The 16,618-nt window shown below is 38.1% G+C and carries 16 protein-coding genes and 1 pseudogene; 14 read left to right on the top strand and 3 right to left on the bottom strand.

Translation table 11 applies throughout. The features are described from left to right. Nucleotide 1 precedes the first annotated feature (1 nt). Nucleotides 2–1,186 (top strand): restriction endonuclease subunit S, encoded by a 1,185-nt coding sequence (locus K6V43_RS03025; RefSeq protein ID WP_222381582.1) that lies wholly within the window; start codon nt 2–4, stop codon nt 1,184–1,186. Nucleotides 1,187–1,374: 188 nt separating this feature from the next. On the opposite strand, the gene K6V43_RS03020 is transcribed toward K6V43_RS03025, so the two are convergent. Continuing rightward, entirely contained in the window at nt 1,375–1,479 is a 105-nt protein-coding gene (locus K6V43_RS03020) for a putative holin-like toxin (protein WP_105097084.1), read from the bottom strand. Nucleotides 1,480–1,661: 182 nt separating this feature from the next. Between K6V43_RS03020 and K6V43_RS03015 the strand changes: the two genes are divergently transcribed. The 8 genes from K6V43_RS03015 (at nt 1,662) to K6V43_RS02980 (ending at nt 9,239) form a co-directional block, all read left to right on the top strand. Continuing rightward, entirely contained in the window at nt 1,662–3,257 is a 1,596-nt protein-coding gene (locus K6V43_RS03015; protein ID WP_222381581.1) for a type I restriction-modification system subunit M, read from the top strand. Between the two features lie 116 nt (nt 3,258–3,373). Further along, entirely contained in the window at nt 3,374–3,661 is a 288-nt protein-coding gene (locus K6V43_RS03010) for a LapA family protein (RefSeq protein WP_222381579.1), read from the top strand. A 59-nt stretch (nt 3,662–3,720) separates the two neighbouring features. Then, the gene (locus K6V43_RS03005; RefSeq protein WP_024404883.1) at nt 3,721–4,086 is read left to right on the top strand and encodes a VOC family protein; all 366 of its coding nucleotides are present in this window, start codon (nt 3,721–3,723) and stop codon (nt 4,084–4,086) included. 260 nt (nt 4,087–4,346) lie between these two features. After that, nucleotides 4,347–5,369 (top strand): N-acetyl-gamma-glutamyl-phosphate reductase, encoded by a 1,023-nt coding sequence (argC, locus tag K6V43_RS03000; protein ID WP_222381578.1) that lies wholly within the window; start codon nt 4,347–4,349, stop codon nt 5,367–5,369. A 12-nt stretch (nt 5,370–5,381) separates the two neighbouring features. Next, nucleotides 5,382–6,575: a bifunctional glutamate N-acetyltransferase/amino-acid acetyltransferase ArgJ gene (gene argJ / locus K6V43_RS02995; protein ID WP_222381577.1), complete on the top strand. Its 1,194-nt coding sequence runs from the start codon at nt 5,382–5,384 to the stop codon at nt 6,573–6,575. A 15-nt stretch (nt 6,576–6,590) separates the two neighbouring features. Next, nucleotides 6,591–7,325, top strand: a complete 735-nt coding sequence (gene argB / locus K6V43_RS02990; protein ID WP_222381576.1) for an acetylglutamate kinase — start codon at nt 6,591–6,593, stop codon at nt 7,323–7,325. An 8-nt stretch (nt 7,326–7,333) separates the two neighbouring features. Further along, nucleotides 7,334–8,461: an acetylornithine transaminase gene (locus K6V43_RS02985; protein WP_222381575.1), complete on the top strand. Its 1,128-nt coding sequence runs from the start codon at nt 7,334–7,336 to the stop codon at nt 8,459–8,461. 121 nt (nt 8,462–8,582) lie between these two features. Then, nucleotides 8,583–9,239 (top strand): CBS domain-containing protein, encoded by a 657-nt coding sequence (locus tag K6V43_RS02980; protein WP_024391904.1) that lies wholly within the window; start codon nt 8,583–8,585, stop codon nt 9,237–9,239. Nucleotides 9,240–9,465: 226 nt separating this feature from the next. On the opposite strand, the gene K6V43_RS02975 is transcribed toward K6V43_RS02980, so the two are convergent. After that, a complete protein-coding gene (locus K6V43_RS02975) occupies nt 9,466–10,182 on the bottom strand; it encodes a helix-turn-helix domain-containing protein (RefSeq protein ID WP_222381573.1) in 717 nt (238 codons plus the stop codon). Between K6V43_RS02975 and K6V43_RS02970 the strand changes: the two are divergent. The 5 genes and pseudogenes from K6V43_RS02970 to K6V43_RS02950 all read left to right on the top strand — a co-directional run. Next, nucleotides 10,182–10,634, top strand: a pseudogene (locus K6V43_RS02970) (type 2 periplasmic-binding domain-containing protein); the annotation flags it as partial. The gene K6V43_RS02975 and the pseudogene K6V43_RS02970 sit on opposite strands and share 1 nt — an antisense overlap. Nucleotides 10,635–10,699: 65 nt before the next feature. After that, on the top strand, nt 10,700–11,320 hold the full coding sequence (locus tag K6V43_RS02965) for a YesL family protein (RefSeq protein WP_222381571.1): 621 nt from the start codon (nt 10,700–10,702) through the stop codon (nt 11,318–11,320). Between the two features lie 8 nt (nt 11,321–11,328). Next, entirely contained in the window at nt 11,329–13,551 is a 2,223-nt protein-coding gene (locus K6V43_RS02960; RefSeq protein WP_222381569.1) for a TIM-barrel domain-containing protein, read from the top strand. 220 nt (nt 13,552–13,771) lie between these two features. After that, the gene (locus K6V43_RS02955) at nt 13,772–14,599 is read left to right on the top strand and encodes a hypothetical protein (protein WP_222381567.1); all 828 of its coding nucleotides are present in this window, start codon (nt 13,772–13,774) and stop codon (nt 14,597–14,599) included. A 5-nt stretch (nt 14,600–14,604) separates the two neighbouring features. Continuing rightward, nucleotides 14,605–15,876: a toxic anion resistance protein gene (locus K6V43_RS02950; protein WP_024397382.1), complete on the top strand. Its 1,272-nt coding sequence runs from the start codon at nt 14,605–14,607 to the stop codon at nt 15,874–15,876. A 184-nt stretch (nt 15,877–16,060) separates the two neighbouring features. Here K6V43_RS02950 and K6V43_RS02945 read toward each other — a convergent pair. Continuing rightward, nucleotides 16,061–16,618: IS630 family transposase (locus K6V43_RS02945; RefSeq protein WP_222381565.1), on the bottom strand; the 558-nt coding region annotated here is incomplete at its 5' end.

The following is a 16,618-nucleotide window of genomic DNA, read 5'->3' as shown; positions in this document are numbered from 1 at the left end:
AATGAAAACAAACAATAATATCCCCGCCTATCGTTTTCAAGGCTACACTGACGCTTGGGAACTGCGGAAGTTGGGGGAGGTGGCGGAGATAGTCATGGGGCAATCTCCTGACTCTAAGAATTATACAGATAATCCATTAGATAATATTTTGGTTCAAGGAAATGCTGACTTGAGAGATGGTTTTGTTGTTCCAAGAGTTTGGACGACACAGGTAACAAAAACCGCAGAAAAAGGTGATTTGATTTTATCAGTTAGAGCACCTGTTGGAGATGTTGGAAGAACAAATTATAATGTTGTTCTTGGTAGAGGAGTTGCGGGATTAAAAGGGAATGAATTTATTTATCATTTATTAGTTAAAATGAAATTATTTGGTTATTGGACAAAGTTGAGTACAGGTTCAACTTTCGAATCAATAAATTCTGATGATATTAAAAATTCAATAATTCTGTTCCCCTCCCTCCCCGAACAAGAAGCCATCGGCACTTTCTTCTCCACCCTTGACCAATACATCACCCTTCATCAGCGTAAGTTGGACATGCTCAAGGAGCAGAAGAAGACCTATCTCAAACTCCTCTTTCCAGCCAAGGGACAAACCAAACCAGCCCTCCGTTTCCAAGGCTTTGAAGACGACTGGGAAGAAGTCAAGTTGGGGGAGATTTTAAAAGAGCGTAATGAACAAATTGCAGAAAATGAAGAGTATCCGTTAATGTCATTTGTTCAAGGAGTTGGTGTTACACCTAAAGGGGAAAGATATGATAGGAGCTTTCTTGTAAAAGAAGATAATAAAAAATATAAAAAAACAGAACTTGGTGATTTCATTTATAGTTCAAATAATTTAGAAACAGGATCAATTGGGTTTAATAAAACAGGGAAGGCTGTTATCTCTCCAGTATATAGTATTTTTTATAGTAAGGATGAATTTGAAAGCTCCTTTATAGGAATCTTATCTCAAAGAAAAGATTTTATTGCAAAAATGATTAAATTTCGACAAGGAGTAGTTTATGGACAATGGAGAATTCATGAAAATGATTTCTTACAAATCCTTTTGCGTATTCCTACTAAAGCTGAGATGGAGAAAATTATTATTTTCTTCCAAACCCTTGACCAAGAGATTGCTCAGGTGGAGGACAAGTTGGCTAGCTTGAAAGAAATGAAAAAGACCTTACTCCGTAAATTATTTGTATAATTCAGCCTGTCTGGGAGACAGGTTCGTCCTCATAATTCCCATTTTATTTCTTGACGAACGGTTGTTATTCTGATAGAATGAGCATAGAAAAAGAGTTGGACGGCAATCCAACTCTCAGTAGAACCGTTTAAGACGGTGGCTCATATTTACAGAAATAATCCGTTCAACTTGCCGAAAGTGGGGACGGATTATTTTTTGTTTTCATCTTTGAAGAGTTTGTAGCACAAGCTAATCAAGGCTATGACAAAACTTGCAAAGCCTAGAATAGTTTGCACAACCTCAAAAGCTGTCAAAAAACTAGCTCATCCTTTCTAAATAGATTTGTTCAGTTATGCCCATAGGCATCACCTCCCTTTTTAGAAATGAGAGCCACCGTCTCATGTTACTTCAACTATGAAAGTAACAACACTTTTCTACCAAGTTAGTATAACATAAATATATGATTTAGAAAATAAGTTTAGAAAGAATCACAGACATGAACAATTCAAACAACTCCCAATCCCTCTACCAGTCCCTTTGGAATGCGGCGGATATTCTCCGTGGCAAGATGGACGCTAACGAATACAAGTCCTATCTTTTGGGCTTGATTTTCTACAAATACCTGTCAGATAAGTTGCTTCTGGCAGTGTGTGACAACCTTGATGAATCCTTTGACGGTTTGTCACAGGCACAAGCGCTCTATGAAGAAAACTTTGCGGATCCAGATGTCAAGGAAGACTTGCTGGATGTCCTTGATGATGAGCTGGGCTACTTTATCGAGCCTGGTTTGACCTTTACTGCCTTGGTGGCAAAAGTCCACTCTAGCAATTTCCAGCTGGAAGACTTGGCCCAGGGCTTCCGTGACATTGAGCAGTCAAATGAGATTTTTGACAACCTTTTTGAAGACATTGACCTCTATTCTAAAAAGTTGGGTCCAACACCACAAAAGCAGAATCAGGTTATTTCAGCCCTGATTAAAGAACTCAATGAACTCAATCTCAGCAACCATGATGGAGATGTCTTGGGGGATGCCTATGAATACCTGATTGGTCAGTTTGCCAGCGACTCAGGTAAGAAAGCAGGTGAATTCTACACGCCTCAAGCGGTATCCCACCTCATGACCCAGATAGTTTTCCTCGGACGTGAGCATCAAAAGGGCATGACCCTCTACGACCCAACCATGGGTTCTGGCTCTCTCCTTCTTAACGCTAAGCGTTACAGTAAAGAGGCTTCGACCGTTTCCTATTTCGGTCAGGAGATTAACACCTCAACCTACAACCTGGCCCGCATGAACATGATGCTCCACGGTGTTGCCATTGAAAACCAAAAACTTCATGTCGGTGATACTCTTGATGCGGACTGGCCAACGACCGAGCCGACAGACTTTGACGGTGTTCTCATGAACCCACCTTATTCTCAGAAGTGGAGTGGGGATGCTGGTTTCCTGCAAGATGCACGTTTCTCTAGCTACGGTGTCTTAGCACCTAAGTCCAAGGCTGACTTCGCCTTTCTCTTGCATGGTTTCTACCATCTCAAGCACTCAGGAGTTATGGCCATTGTCCTTCCTCACGGGGTTCTCTTTAGGGGAAATGCAGAGCAGAAAATCCGTCAGCATCTTCTAGAAGAAGGGGCCATTGACACCGTGATTGGTCTGCCAGCCAACATCTTCTATAATACCTCTATTCCAACAACGGTCATCATTCTCAAGAAAAACCGCACCAGTAAAGATGTCCTCTTTATTGATGCCTCAAAAGAGTTTGACAAGGGTAAAAACCAAAATATCATGACCGATGACCATATCGCTAAGATTTTGAAAGCTTATGAAGACCGTCAAGATGTGGACAAGTTTGCCCACCTAGCTAGCTTTGATGAGATTGTGGAAAATGACTACAACCTCAACATTCCTCGCTATGTCGATACCTTTGAAGAAGAGCCTATTGTTCCACTGACAGAGCTTGCGGATAAGCTTGCCCAGACCGATAAGGAAATTGCAGAAACTACAGCCCGTCTCGAAGCCATGCTAGGTCAGCTTGTCGGCACCACGCCAGAAGCACAGGCAGAGCTGACAGCTTTTCTTGAAAAGTGGAAATAGTGGTTTTAAATAGTAATCGATACATTTTTCTTCAATTCAATTTGAGGTAAATTCAAAGAAGTCTTTCTTGCTATGTTTTGATTCTTATGCTAGACTGTCATAGTAGAAAAGGAGTTATGATGAAACAGAGATTATCACTTATTGGTTTATTGCTCGTGATTATTTTGACAGTTGTTCTTTCATTAGCCAACCGTCAAGAGGTTATTGTCCATTATTTGTTCGGTCAATTTCGTATGCCTTTGATTTTGGTTATTATTGGTTCGCTTCTCATTGGAATCGTCATCCAATACTTAATAGACTTGACCAAAAATCTTTCATTAAAGAGTGAAATCAAGAATCTGAAAAAAGAGCTATCAGAATTACCTGCTCTACAAAACAAAGAAAAAACAGACTCACAAAAATAGAGTGAATCAAATGTGGCCAGTTTATCAGCTTGCATTTGAATTTAGTTTAAGGAGAATTCATGTTTACAAAAGAATTTGGTTTGATGTTGTACGTAGAAGACGTTGCTGCTGAGAAGGCTTTTTGGAAAGCAGCTGGCTTTACGATTTTGAATGAAGCTGAAATGATGGGCTTTGAAACATTCGACATGAAACCCCATGCTGAAGCATCTACAACCATTACAGTCTATGCAAAAGAGTTCATTCGTCAAGTATCGCCTGAAGTTATTGATATGACACCAAGTGTGCTGTTTGAGTCAAATGACATTCAAGCACTGCAAGAGCGCATTGCTGCTTTGACGGATACATGTAGCCCAGTGAATGCTGAGCCATTCCCTAACTTTAATTTCGCTAGCCCAAGCGGACACTATTTTGCTGTAAAAGGCTAATCGTGTTCATATGATTTGTGTACAAATACTTCTAGAGGAGAAGGTGGATTCTATCCACTCTCATTTCTAGGAGTGTTTTTTTGTTTGAATAGGAGTGTGAAAATTTCCTGAAAATATCAGAATCATCATTCAATTACAGTTAATATGAAACCCCGAATGTTCATCCTTAAACAATTTTTTGTATTTTTATGCAATAAAATGTTGACAAGTGTATAAAAATGCGATAAACTAGTCAGCATAATTACTATCGGAGGTATGGAATGAAGGTTTCGATTGTTGGTGTTACTGGATATAGTGGACTGGAATTGCTTAGAATATTGAAAAATCATCCGCATGTCGAAGTTGTTTCGGTCCATGCCAGTAAAGAAGTTGGCCAAAGTTTATCGTATATTTATCCACATTTAACAGATGGTTTTGATCACCTCATCGAGGAGTTTAATGCAGAACGCATCATGGAAATTGCTGATTTAGTATTTTTTGCAACTCCCAGTGGGATTGCCAAAGATTTAGCTGCTGTCTTTGTTCAAAATCAATTTCCAGTCATCGATCTATCAGGGGATCATCGTTTACCTGCAGAAACCTATAAACAATGGTATGGAAAGGAACCAGCTAGTGAGGATGTGATTGCACAGTTTTCTTATGGATTGGCAGAATTTTCTAATTTGACCTCACAAAAATTTGTGGCAAATCCAGGTTGTTATGCGACTGCCACGGAGTTGGCATTGATTCCTTTATTACAGAAGAAAATGGTGGATCCAAATAGTGTGATTGTTGATGCCAAGAGCGGTTTGAGCGGTGCTGGTAAAGTTCCAACCTCAGCAAGTCATTTTGTTCATATTCAGGGGAATTATGTGACTTATAAACTCAATAAGCACCAGCATATTCCTGAAATTGTTCAAATGCTTCAACAATTCGATGAGCGAGTGGAGCATATTCAATTTTCAACGTCACTTTTGCCTCTTTCTCGTGGAATTGTTGTTACTGCATATTTGAAATTGGAAAATGAGTTGAGTGAGGAAGACTTGTTTGAGATCTATCAAGAGGCATATCATGATAAACCCTTTGTACGTGTCCGACGACACTTACCTGATTTACATCATGTGATTGGATCCAATTATACAGACATTGGTTTTGCTTACAATCCCACAACAGGAATTTTAACGGTTGTAGCAGTCTTGGATAATTTGATAAAAGGTGCAGCTGGACAAGCTGTTCAAAATATGAATCAATTATTTGGCTTTGAAGAAACAGCTGGTCTGCTCAATTTACCAACGTTTATCTAGAAAGGTTTGAAAATGAAGATTATTGATGGCACGATTGCGAGTCCCAAAGGTTTTACAGCTGATGGAGTCCACGCAGGTTTTAAAAAAGAAAAACTAGATTTTGGCTGGATTGTTTCCAACGTTCCTGCCAGCGTTGCAGGTGTTTATACAACCAATCAAGTTATAGCAGCCCCACTACTTGTTACCAAACAATCAATAGCGACAAAGCAACAGATGCAAGCAATTGTAGTAAACTCTGGGGTTGCAAATTCCTGTACAGGTCAAAAAGGATATGAAGATGCCTTGTTTATGCAAGAAGCAAGTGCAAACCAACTGGGGATTGAGAAAGATTTAGTTGGGATTGCTTCAACTGGTGTGATTGGGGAATTTTTACCTCTCCAGACTGTTGCATCAGGTTTAAAGCAACTAGACCTAGATGGTCATGCGGAACAGTTTGCTCAAGCTATTTTAACGACAGATACTGGAACCAAAACCATCACCGTTCAAGAAGAGATTTTTGGTTCTACAGTGACCATGTCTGGTGTTGCCAAGGGATCAGGTATGATTCACCCCAATATGGCAACCATGTTAGCCTTTATTACTTGCGATGCAACTATTTCAAGTTCGCTTCTGCAAAAAGCTCTGAGTGAAGAGGTCGAAACGAGTTTTAACCAGATTACAGTGGACGGGGATACTTCTACCAATGACATGGTCTTGGTCCTTTCGAATGGTTGTGCTACGTCCGCAGAAATTCAGGAAGGCTCACAAGAGTATGCACAGTTTGTTTCCATGTTGCATCTTGTGATGACAGAATTAGCTAAAATGATTGCCAAAGATGGCGAGGGAGCAACCAAATTAATTCAAGTAGATGTGACTGGAGCCACGACCCCACTTGCTGCACGGATGGTGGCTAAAAGTATAGTTGGCTCAAGTTTAGTCAAAACAGCCATATTTGGTGAGGATGCTAACTGGGGCAGGATTATTGCTGCAATTGGCTATGCAGGTGTTGAGATTGATCCTACCGCAATTGATATTGAGCTATGTGGTATTCCAGTCATGGCTGACTCAAGTCCTTTGTCGTTTGATAGCCAGCAAATGCAAGAGTTTCTCAAAGGAAGCACCATTGACATCCAAGTTCATCTAAAGATGGGATCGGCCAGCGGATGTGCCTGGGGATGCGATTTATCCTATGACTATGTAAAAATTAATGCTTTGTATCGGACCTAATTAGTGAGGTGTAATATGAAAAACAGTATCGTTATAAAAATTGGTGGATTGGCGAGCCAACAATTATCTCAGAGTTGCGTGAAGCAAATCAAACAATGGCACAAAGAAGGCAAACAGATTGTTGTTGTTCACGGTGGTGGCTTTGCGATCGATAAATTAATGGCAGAGCAACATCTCTCAGTTGAGAAGATTGATGGTCTACGTGTGACGAGCAAAGATGTCATGAAATTAGTGGAATATAGCCTATTTCAAATCGTTGGTCCAAGCATCACCAGTAGCTTGAACAATGCAGGATGCGATAGTATTCAAATCAAATCAAGTCTTGGAAAAATAATCGAGGCTGATTATTTGAATCAAGAAAAGTATGGCCTTGTGGGTCAGATTAAAAAGGTCCATACACAGCCATTAGAAGCGATTTTGGCAGAAGGTATGATACCAGTGATTGGCTCAATGGGTGTTTGTGATGAACAATTGTTAAATATCAATGCAGACTACGTAGCCACAGCAATAGCGGTTGCCTTAAAAGCAGAACGTTTGATATTAATGACAGATGTACCTGGTGTGAAAGAAGATGGTGCAATCCTACCAACTTTAAATACTACTCAAATTGAAGAAAAAATCCAATCGGGGATAATTACTGGTGGAATGATTCCAAAAATAAAAGGAGCCAGTCAAACGGTTCAAGCGGGGGTTGAAACGGTACTCATCAGTGACAATCTGAGCAGGGGCACCTTGATTTGTCTAGCCTAGGAGGTCCTATGACAAAACTATTTCAAAATTACAAACGTGAATCCATTGAATTTATCAAAGCAGCTGGCAATTACTTGGTGGATCAGGAAGGAAATTTCTATCTAGACTTCTCTTCTGGAATTGGGGTCACAAATTTAGGTTTCCATAAGCAAGTCAAGCAAGCAGTTTCGGAGCAATTGGAAGCCATTTGGCATAGTCCAAATCTCTATCAAAATAGTCTTCAAGAACAAGTTGCAGGCTTATTGATTGGGGATGAAGATTATTTGGCATTTTTCTGCAATAGTGGAGCAGAGAGCAATGAAGCAGCCATAAAGTTAGCTCGAAAATTCTCAGGTAAATCGGATATTATTACTTTTAAACAATCCTTCCATGGAAGAACCTTTGGTGCGATGTCAGCTACAGGGCAAGAAAAAATACAACTAGGTTTTGGACCACTTGTTGAAGGATTTCACTATGCGATTTACAATGATCTAGAGTCTGTAAAACAATTGGTCACCGAAAACACTGCAGCTGTTATGTTGGAATTGGTTCAAGGTGAGGGAGGTGTCATTCCAGCTGACAAGGATTTTGTTGCGGAATTAGCCCACTATTGTAAAGAGCAAGGCCTCCTCCTTATTATCGATGAAGTACAAACAGGAATTGGGCGGACTGGAACGCTTTTTGCATATCAGCAATACGGTATTTCACCAGATATTATTACCTTAGCCAAAGGCTTGGCCAATGGTCTACCCATTGGAGCCATGCTTGGAAAGTCAGCTCTAGGAACGGCCTTTACCTATGGTAGTCATGGTACGACTTTTGGGGGTAATAAACTAGTATTATCCAGTAGTAAGGCAGTATTGGAAATCCTGACCGAAGATTTTCTAGCCAAAGTTCGTGTCAAGGCTAGCTACTTACAAGATCAATTGGTAAACCAGCTTGGTAACTTACCAACAGTAGTAGCCATCCGTGGGCTTGGTTTGATGCTGGGAATCCAAGTTACTGGTGATTTGGGCACAATAGTCACACAGGCACGAAAGAATGGTCTAATCGTCTTGACGGCTGGAAGTGATGTGATTCGTCTCTTACCCCCATTAACCATTACAGAAGAGGAGATAGAGAAGGCCGTTTCTATTTTAGCCGAGTGTTTATCCTGAAAATCGTCTGGAAGGTTGAGAAAAGAAAACACGAAGTATTTTCAATTATTTTTACAAAACATTGAAATCGTTTTCGCTTTTGTGTTATAATGAATCCATAAGAAACTAAGGAGGGTATCTCATGTCTGTTAAAGATTTTATGACTCGAAAGGTTGTTTACATTTCTCCAGATACAACGATTGCTCATGCTGCTGATCTCATGCGTGAACAGGATTTGCACCGTCTGCCTGTCATTGAAAATGATAAATTGGTCGGCTTGGTGACTGAGGGAACTATTGCAGAGGCAAGTCCTTCTAAAGCTACTAGTTTATCTATCTATGAGATGAACTATCTACTCAATAAAACCAAGGTCAAGGATGTCATGATTAAGGATGTGATCACTGTTTCAGGTTATGCCAGTCTTGAAGATGCTACCTATTTGATGTACAAAAATAAAGTGGGTATTCTTCCTGTCGTTGACAATGACCAATTATATGGTGTGATTACCGATCGCGATATATTTGCCGCATTTTTACAAGTCTCTGGTTACGGTGAAGAAGGAGTTCGTGCTCGTTTCATCGTCGACAATAAAGCTGGGGAATTGGAAAAAATTATTCGTCTGGTTTCGGACAAAGAATATAATATCGTCTCAACTGTACAAATTGCTACTAAATCAGGAAAAGTAGTCATTGAAGTACAAATTGAAGGAAAGGTTGATTTAGAAGAAGTTCGGTCACTCTTTGAAGATGCAGGAATTGAAGTTGACAGCCTCGTTCCAACTGTCGCAAAAAATATCTAAGGTCAAGATTTTTCTTGGCTTTTTCTTTTGGTCAACGATATAAAATCAATGGATTAATTATTGATATCCGAATGATAATTAGCTTTTTGTGTCTTATATTATGAGATTGATTGCTAAGATAGATAGCCTAAAAAAGAATAGAGATGAGTTCTAATTTAATAGAATTCACCTCCATTCAATGATTCACAATTTAAAATGGTAGAAGTAGACAATATTGAATGTCTTTCTAGATTTCTACAGAATGATGTTGCCGGAATTCAATCGGTGACAAACCGGTATTTTTTTTAAATGTTTTAGAAAAATATGAATAATTATCATATCCTACTTGATCTGCAATAATATATACTGTTGCATTGCTATTTAATAAAAGTTTTTTAGCTTCTTCAATTCGCTTATCTGTAATATAATTAATAAGAGTTTTACCTGTTTCATGTTTAAATAATCTTGCAAGATGATCTGGGCTGATGAAAACCAAATCGGCAAGCACTTTACGATTTAATTCTTCGGAATAGTGATGGTCTATATAGTCGATAATAATTTGTGAAAGAGATTGTTGTGATTCAAGTAGTTTAATATAATCACCAGCTGTATTACTATAAAACTCAATGTATTTCAGCCAATCTTCAATGCTGTTAAAACACCGTTCTTGATAATAATCATGCATTTTAGTCTGAAATAGTTTATGTGCTGAGATTCCTTTTTGATCTAATATGACACTGATTTTTTGTAAGATATCTAATTGCATTCTCTTTAACCATGAAGTCGGAAACAATCGATTGTTTTTTAAACTAGGGTATTGTTCAAATAAAAACGATGATAATTTACTGTAAGATAATAATGTAGAATCCGCAGGTAATATACTAATATCTGAATGAATGGTTTCTGCCTTATTATCAACTGTATATATGGTGTTCTGATGTCCAATGTATTCATAACTAAACATTTTATGGTTCTTTCGGTATTGGTACTGAGAAAACTGAAACTGGTTATGCAGTACTTCCACCTCAAGATGGAAAATCTGCGGATGAGTGGGCATGGGTCAATTCACTTAGAGACTTTGGTCCTAAGTATGTAGCAGATGGTTTTAATGATAAAGTTGAAATTGATGAAAGTCAGGGAGATGGTCTTAAATTGAAACTTGATTCAGAAATCAATCAGTATGCACTACCAGCATTCCCAAATGTTTCTTATTCACAAGAAGAATTAACAAGACTTTCTGCTATCTATGTTGATATTAATTCTTATGCGACTCAAATGGCCTCTAAGTGGGTTGTCGAAGGCGGAATTGACAAAGAGTGGGATGACTATATTAAACAATTAAAAGCTATGGGACTAGATGAATTTATGCAAATTCAAGAAGCTGCCTTTGAACGTTATCAGTCCGTAGCTCAATAAAGAGTAATTACTGTAAATGCCATAAGGGGAGAAATTCTCCCCTTACTTTAAAATAGGACTGTAAGATGAGAAAAATTTTTTCAATTGAATCTAGGTATTTTCGTATTTTTTCAAGAATAACAGATATATTTATGCTAAATTTGTTATTTATTTTAACCAGTCTGCCACTCGTAACCATTGGTGCATCGATGGTTGCATTGAATGACAGTTGGCAGCGTATCTTAAGAGGAGAAGAGAATGAGATTATAAAATCCTATTTTCATTATTTTATATCAAATTTTCGTCAGTCTACGATTATTTGGGTTGGGCTACTGTCAACTGCTTGGTTGATATTGGTCGAATTGATTTTTTTTCTCAATCAAATAGGACCAATTAGATGGGTTGGTTTGACTTCCTTGATTGTGATTTCAATCATGTGGTTTATAATAGTATTAGTGAGTCTAACATATATTTGTCTATATGAGGATAGGATAGTACGAGCAATAAAAAATAGCTTTTTGCTGATAGTAAAGAAACCATTTTATAGTCTCGTTTTAATCTGGATAAATATCTTAGTTGTATATTTTTCAATTAGTAATATTGTTGGTCTTTTTACAGCTCTATATGTGTTTACATTTGGCGGAATATCTGCTCTTGCAGGATTAAATGCTTGGTTAACGAAACATATTTTGAGTATTACAGAATAGGAGAAGTTATGCAAACAGTTTTTGAAGGAAAAAAATACAGAATTTCAGTATTAACTAATCAGTTAATTCGATTGGAGTATTCAGAGAATGGTTATTTTGAAGATAGGTTGACCAGAGTCGTACAAAATAGAGAATTTACGTCAGAGTTATCTCTTAATGTAATAGAAGATGAAAATCGATTGGAAATTATTACGGATTCTTTACACCTACACTATGATAAAAGTCTTTTTAGTAATAGTGGATTATTCATTGATGTAAAAAACAATCTGTCCGCATATGGGAATCGTTGGTATTTTGGGAACCAATATTCAAATTTGGGCGGGACTACGCGAACATTAGATTTCGTTGATGGTTCGATAGAACTAGAAGATGGAATAATGAGCAAAAATGGTTTTGCAATTTTAGATGACTCAGATAGCTTTGTTTTTGATAATAAGAACAATCCTGTAGAAAGACCAGAAAAGGTCATTGACATTTACTTTTTCGGTTATGGACGAGATTACTTTACGGCCTTAAAAGATTTTTATCACTTAACAGGTTCGACACCTTTGCTACCTCGTTTTGCACTTGGAAATTGGTGGAGTAGATATTGGGCTTATTCAGAAAAAGGATACCTTGGTCTTATGGATAAGTTTGAAGCTGAGAATGTGCCTCTTTCGGTAAGTGTCATCGATATGGATTGGCATTTAACAAATGATGTACCAGAAAGATTTGGTAGCGGATGGACAGGTTATTCTTGGAATAAAAAATTATTCCCTGATCCAGAGAGATTTTTGAATGAGTTGCATCATCGTGGGTTGAAGACAACTTTAAATGTACATCCAGCTGATGGAATACGTGCCTTTGAGGATGCATATCCGGCGGTAGCGAAACGACTTTCACTCAATACTACAATTGAAGAACCTGCGCTATTTGATATGTCAAACGAGGATTTTAGAAAGGCATATTTTGAAGATGTCCATCATCCATTAGAAAAACAAGGTGTTGACTTTTGGTGGATTGACTGGCAACAAGGGACTGAGGGACAGATAGATCCCCTTTGGTTATTGAATTATTATCATTTTAAAGATATTACGCGAGAGGGTGATAACAATATCATTTTATCTCGGTATGCAGGTCCTGGAAGTCATAGATTTCCCATTGGTTTTTCAGGAGATACAGTGACAACATGGGCTTCTTTAGCTTTTCAACCTTACTTTACTAGTACAGCTTCAAATATTGGCTATTCTTGGTGGAGTCATGATATTGGAGGCCATATGCTCGGTTATCATGATGAAGAACTTGCCTTGCGCTGGTTACAATTTGGGGTCTTTAGTCCGATAAATCGCCTCCATAGTTCAAATAGTCCGTTTCAGAGTAAGGAGCCTTGGGGCTACAGCTTAGAAATTGCTGAGAGTATGAAAGAATATCTTCGACTTCGACATAAATTTATCCCATACCTTTATACAATGAATGTGCGGACCCATGAAAATGGTATGCCACTAATTACCCCAATGTACTATAATTATCCTTATAGCGATGAAAGTTATTCAGTTCCGAATCAGTATTTTTTTGGTTCAGAATTAATGGTGGCTCCAATCACTGAAAAATCAAACCCTTCAGATAAAAAAGGACGTGTTGAAGTCTGGTTTCCTGAAGGTAAATGGTATAATTTTTTCACGGATGACGAATATGCTGGACCAATCAAACTTCCTATTTATAGAAAAAAAGAAGAGATTCCAGTGTTTGCTAAAGAAGGGGCAATAATCCCCTTGGATGCAAAACCAGCTAAGACAGGTGTGGAATTGCCGGAATTAATTGAATGGCATATTTTCCCAGGAGCCTCGAATTCATTTGACTTAGTTGAAGACCTCAATGGGAAGCGGTTCGTTACTAAATGTGAATTACGATGGGATGAAAGAGTGGTTCAATTTTCTTATTCAGGTGATGCTACGATCATTCCGGCCAACCGGAAACATCGTCTCATTTTTCATGCAATAAGACAGGAAGACGTGATAGTGGAGAATGGGGATACTATGGTACCATTTGATGCTACACAACTTGAAAAAAATAGTACATTTATTGACAGAGTTTACTCTTGTTTACAAGAATTGGAAATTGATTATGATACAAAGCACATTGTAGTTCGAGAATTGGAAAATAGTCAAAATATATTGCATAAGATAGCTTCATTAAATCGGTTAGAACCTAGACTTCGTGAACAACTGACGGAATTATTATTTATTAGCTGATTTTTTCTCCTCCAAGAATAAAAAAATTAAATGTAAAAATAATTCACGGATTGATGAATTTCAATAAGTTTTGTTTATAGAAGACTCGGTTTTCCGATAAGGATAAACGTAGTGAAGATTATTTAAAGGTCAAGATTTTTCTTGGCTTTTTCTTTTGGTATATTTCAAGTATTTTAGAGGAATGTGATATAATAATGTATATCATGTATGAGGAGGCTCTATGGGGCACAAATATAGAAATTACCATAGACATGGGAAGAAGAATTCGGGCATTACGATATTATTGGTCTTACTTGCTATCAGTTTTATCATGAGTTTTTGGTATATATTACTGCCACTTGGACTCTTGATTGGCTATGTATATAAACGAGATGCCATTCACCGATTCTTGAATAGTGACCAAATAAAACGAATCCAAACCTTGATTTTTTCCATTCGTTCTGGCTATGAAAAACACCAAGAGTTGCTAGCAGAACAGGGAGAGAATCAGTCAGTCCTGCAGTTGCGTAAACGCTTGTTAGGTCAATTGTTCGAACTGGATCAACTGTATCAAAAGGTTGGAAAATACCTTGACGCTTATGCAAGCAAAGAAGCTTTTGATACGTTGCAACTGAAATACCAGTTGAAATTACCAGAAACTAAGGTAGAAAAAGAAACGAGTGAACAGGTTTCACCTAGTGGTGGTAAGGTAATGGATGAACAAGCAATGATTGCAGAAATTGCGCCAGAGATTTTAGAAACCTATTGCAATATCCAAAGAGACAATCTTGTTATTCTTGAAAAGCTAGAAAATACAAGCGATAAAAAGGAAGAGTTGACAGCTATTCATGAGGCTAATATGCAACGGTTTAACGATATTCTACAAGGATATGTGAAAATAAAACGATCTCCAAAGGATTTTTTCAACGCTGAAGAACGCTTGGCACAGGCAAAATTGGCCATGGAAAGTTTCGATAAGGATTTGGACGATACCATTAAGCAATTTAATGAAGCTGATATGAAAGACTTTGAAGTCAGTCTACGTATGATGAAAAGGGAAGAGGAGTAAAGAAGATGTCAGGATTTAATTTTGATATTGATCAGATTGCAAGCAATAGTTTGAATGTAAAAGACAAGACGACAGAAATCATCCAAGCTACGCCTGCAGGAGATAGTCAAAAAGTATCGTTTTTGGCTCAATTAACGCCAGAGCAGCAAACTGGTATTCGTGCAAAAGCACCTCAGTTGGTTGACAATTTCTTGGCTAATCAAAATGCGCTCTTGGATTTTGGTAAGGAAGCAGTAGAAGAAGTCAACGCGACGGTCAATCACATTTTGTCAGAACAGAAGAAGATTGAAATTCCACAGGTAGATGAACTGTTGGCCAATACCAATCGTGAATTGAATGGATTTGTAGCGAAATATAAAGATATTTCCACATCGGTGGAATTGGAAAAGAAACCTGGTTTCTTCCAACGCTTGTTCAAACAAGCCAAGAATGATTTACAGGAATTCTACTTTGATTCTCAGACCATTGAAAAGAAAATGGATAGCATGGCAGCCAGTGTGGTCAAACAGGAAGAAGTGTTGGCACGTAATATTGTCTCTGCTGAGCTTTTGATTGAAAATAATACCAAATCGATTGAGAATTTAGTCGGAGTTATCGCCTTTATTGAAGCGACTGGTCAGGAAGCGGCTGAGCGCGCGAGACAAGCACAAGAACAGATTTCGAACTTGGCACCGACAACTGTTGAGTATCAAGTTGCTTCTGAGAAATTGGCGCGCGTGACCGAAGTGGCAAATATCCTTGAACAGCAGCATTCTGAATATATGAGCCGTTTGTATGTTGCTTGGACAACAACTCCCCAAATGCGTAACCTAGTAAAAGTATCGTCGGATATGAAACAGCGCTTGGGAATGTTGCGTCGCAATACCATTCCTACAATGAAACTGTCCATCGCACAGTTGGGTATCTTGCAACAATCTATCAAGTCAAGTCAGACGGCAGATGCGATTGTCAATGCTAATAATGCGGCACTTCAAATGCTAGCGGATACATCAAAAGAAGCTATTCCAATGATGGAACGCACAGCCCAAAATCCGACCCTTTCAGTAGCATCGGTTACAAAGTTGGCAGAAAGTTTGGTTGCCCAAAATAATGGCATCATTGCAGCAATAGATGAAGGACGTCAGAAACGTCGTGAGTTGGAGGCAGCTATCGTACGTTCTGCTGAGACCATCAATGACTCAGTGAAATTACGAGACCAAAAAATTATTGCAGCCTTGTTAGACCAAGGTAAAGAAGCACAAACTGAGGCAGAACAACCGTTGGAAAATCCACAATAAGAATTAAATATCGTTTGTGTGATTGCTCAACTGTTATTCACCAATATGTAGATTCTCTAGATACTATTAAACACATAGCATGATATAGTAGTGCCGTGTGTTTTTATTTGTAGTAAAACGACTGGAAAGAATGATGTTGTGTCCAAATGTTGACAAAAGTTACCTCTTTTTGATTGACTTATACTCAGTTAAAATCAAAAATAGCGGAAGTCCAATCTCTATGTACAATTGATTTGAGTTGATAAGAAGTTAAGGTTTGAATAACCTCTTCAAGTTTATCGATTACCTCATTTAAAGTCCTAAATACTTTATTCTTGAAACCAAGTTTACGAATCTCGGCCCAGACTTGCTCAATAGGATTCATTTCAGGGGTATAGGGTGGAATGAATGTAAATTCAATATTCTTAGGAATATTTAAGGTCTGAGATTTATGCCAGATGGCATTATCCATGACTAAAATAATATAATCTTCTGGATAAGCTGCCGATAGTTGGCGTAAAAATTCATTCATCCAATCACTATTGCATCCACCTGCTATGATGAAAAATGAGTCACCTGTATGGGCATCTACAGCTCCATAACAATAACGGTACTCACGAATGTGGTGACTAGCTACGTGAGGACGATAACCTTTTGGAGACCAACACGAACCAAGTTTACTGATACGCCCAAAACCCGCCTCATCTTGATACATAAGGCGGATTTTTTGATATTCTTTCTCATCAATAAAGCGCTTACTCGT

The organism is Streptococcus suis, from assembly GCF_019794615.1.
Classification (GTDB): Bacteria; Bacillota; Bacilli; order Lactobacillales; family Streptococcaceae; genus Streptococcus; species Streptococcus suis_AI.
This window is presented reverse-complemented; position numbering and strand designations above follow the sequence as displayed.

Bases quoted from the DNA above. Each gene is read 5' to 3' on its own strand.
- K6V43_RS02950 (WP_024397382.1), top strand. From the start codon at position 14,605: ATGTCAGGATTTAATTTTGATATTGATCAGATTGCAAGCAATAGTTTG.
- K6V43_RS03010 (WP_222381579.1), top strand. From the start codon at position 3,374: ATGATGAAACAGAGATTATCACTTATTGGTTTATTGCTCGTGATTATT.
- K6V43_RS02965 (WP_222381571.1), top strand. From the start codon at position 10,700: ATGAGAAAAATTTTTTCAATTGAATCTAGGTATTTTCGTATTTTTTCA.
- argB (WP_222381576.1), top strand. From the start codon at position 6,591: ATGAAAAACAGTATCGTTATAAAAATTGGTGGATTGGCGAGCCAACAA.
- K6V43_RS03005 (WP_024404883.1), top strand. From the start codon at position 3,721: ATGTTTACAAAAGAATTTGGTTTGATGTTGTACGTAGAAGACGTTGCT.
- K6V43_RS02985 (WP_222381575.1), top strand. From the start codon at position 7,334: ATGACAAAACTATTTCAAAATTACAAACGTGAATCCATTGAATTTATC.
- K6V43_RS03015 (WP_222381581.1), top strand. From the start codon at position 1,662: ATGAACAATTCAAACAACTCCCAATCCCTCTACCAGTCCCTTTGGAAT.
- K6V43_RS02960 (WP_222381569.1), top strand. From the start codon at position 11,329: ATGCAAACAGTTTTTGAAGGAAAAAAATACAGAATTTCAGTATTAACT.
- K6V43_RS02955 (WP_222381567.1), top strand. From the start codon at position 13,772: ATGGGGCACAAATATAGAAATTACCATAGACATGGGAAGAAGAATTCG.
- argC (WP_222381578.1), top strand. From the start codon at position 4,347: ATGAAGGTTTCGATTGTTGGTGTTACTGGATATAGTGGACTGGAATTG.
- K6V43_RS03025 (WP_222381582.1), top strand. From the start codon at position 2: ATGAAAACAAACAATAATATCCCCGCCTATCGTTTTCAAGGCTACACT.
- K6V43_RS02975 (WP_222381573.1), bottom strand. From the start codon at position 10,182: ATGTTTAGTTATGAATACATTGGACATCAGAACACCATATATACAGTT.
- argJ (WP_222381577.1), top strand. From the start codon at position 5,382: ATGAAGATTATTGATGGCACGATTGCGAGTCCCAAAGGTTTTACAGCT.
- K6V43_RS02980 (WP_024391904.1), top strand. From the start codon at position 8,583: ATGTCTGTTAAAGATTTTATGACTCGAAAGGTTGTTTACATTTCTCCA.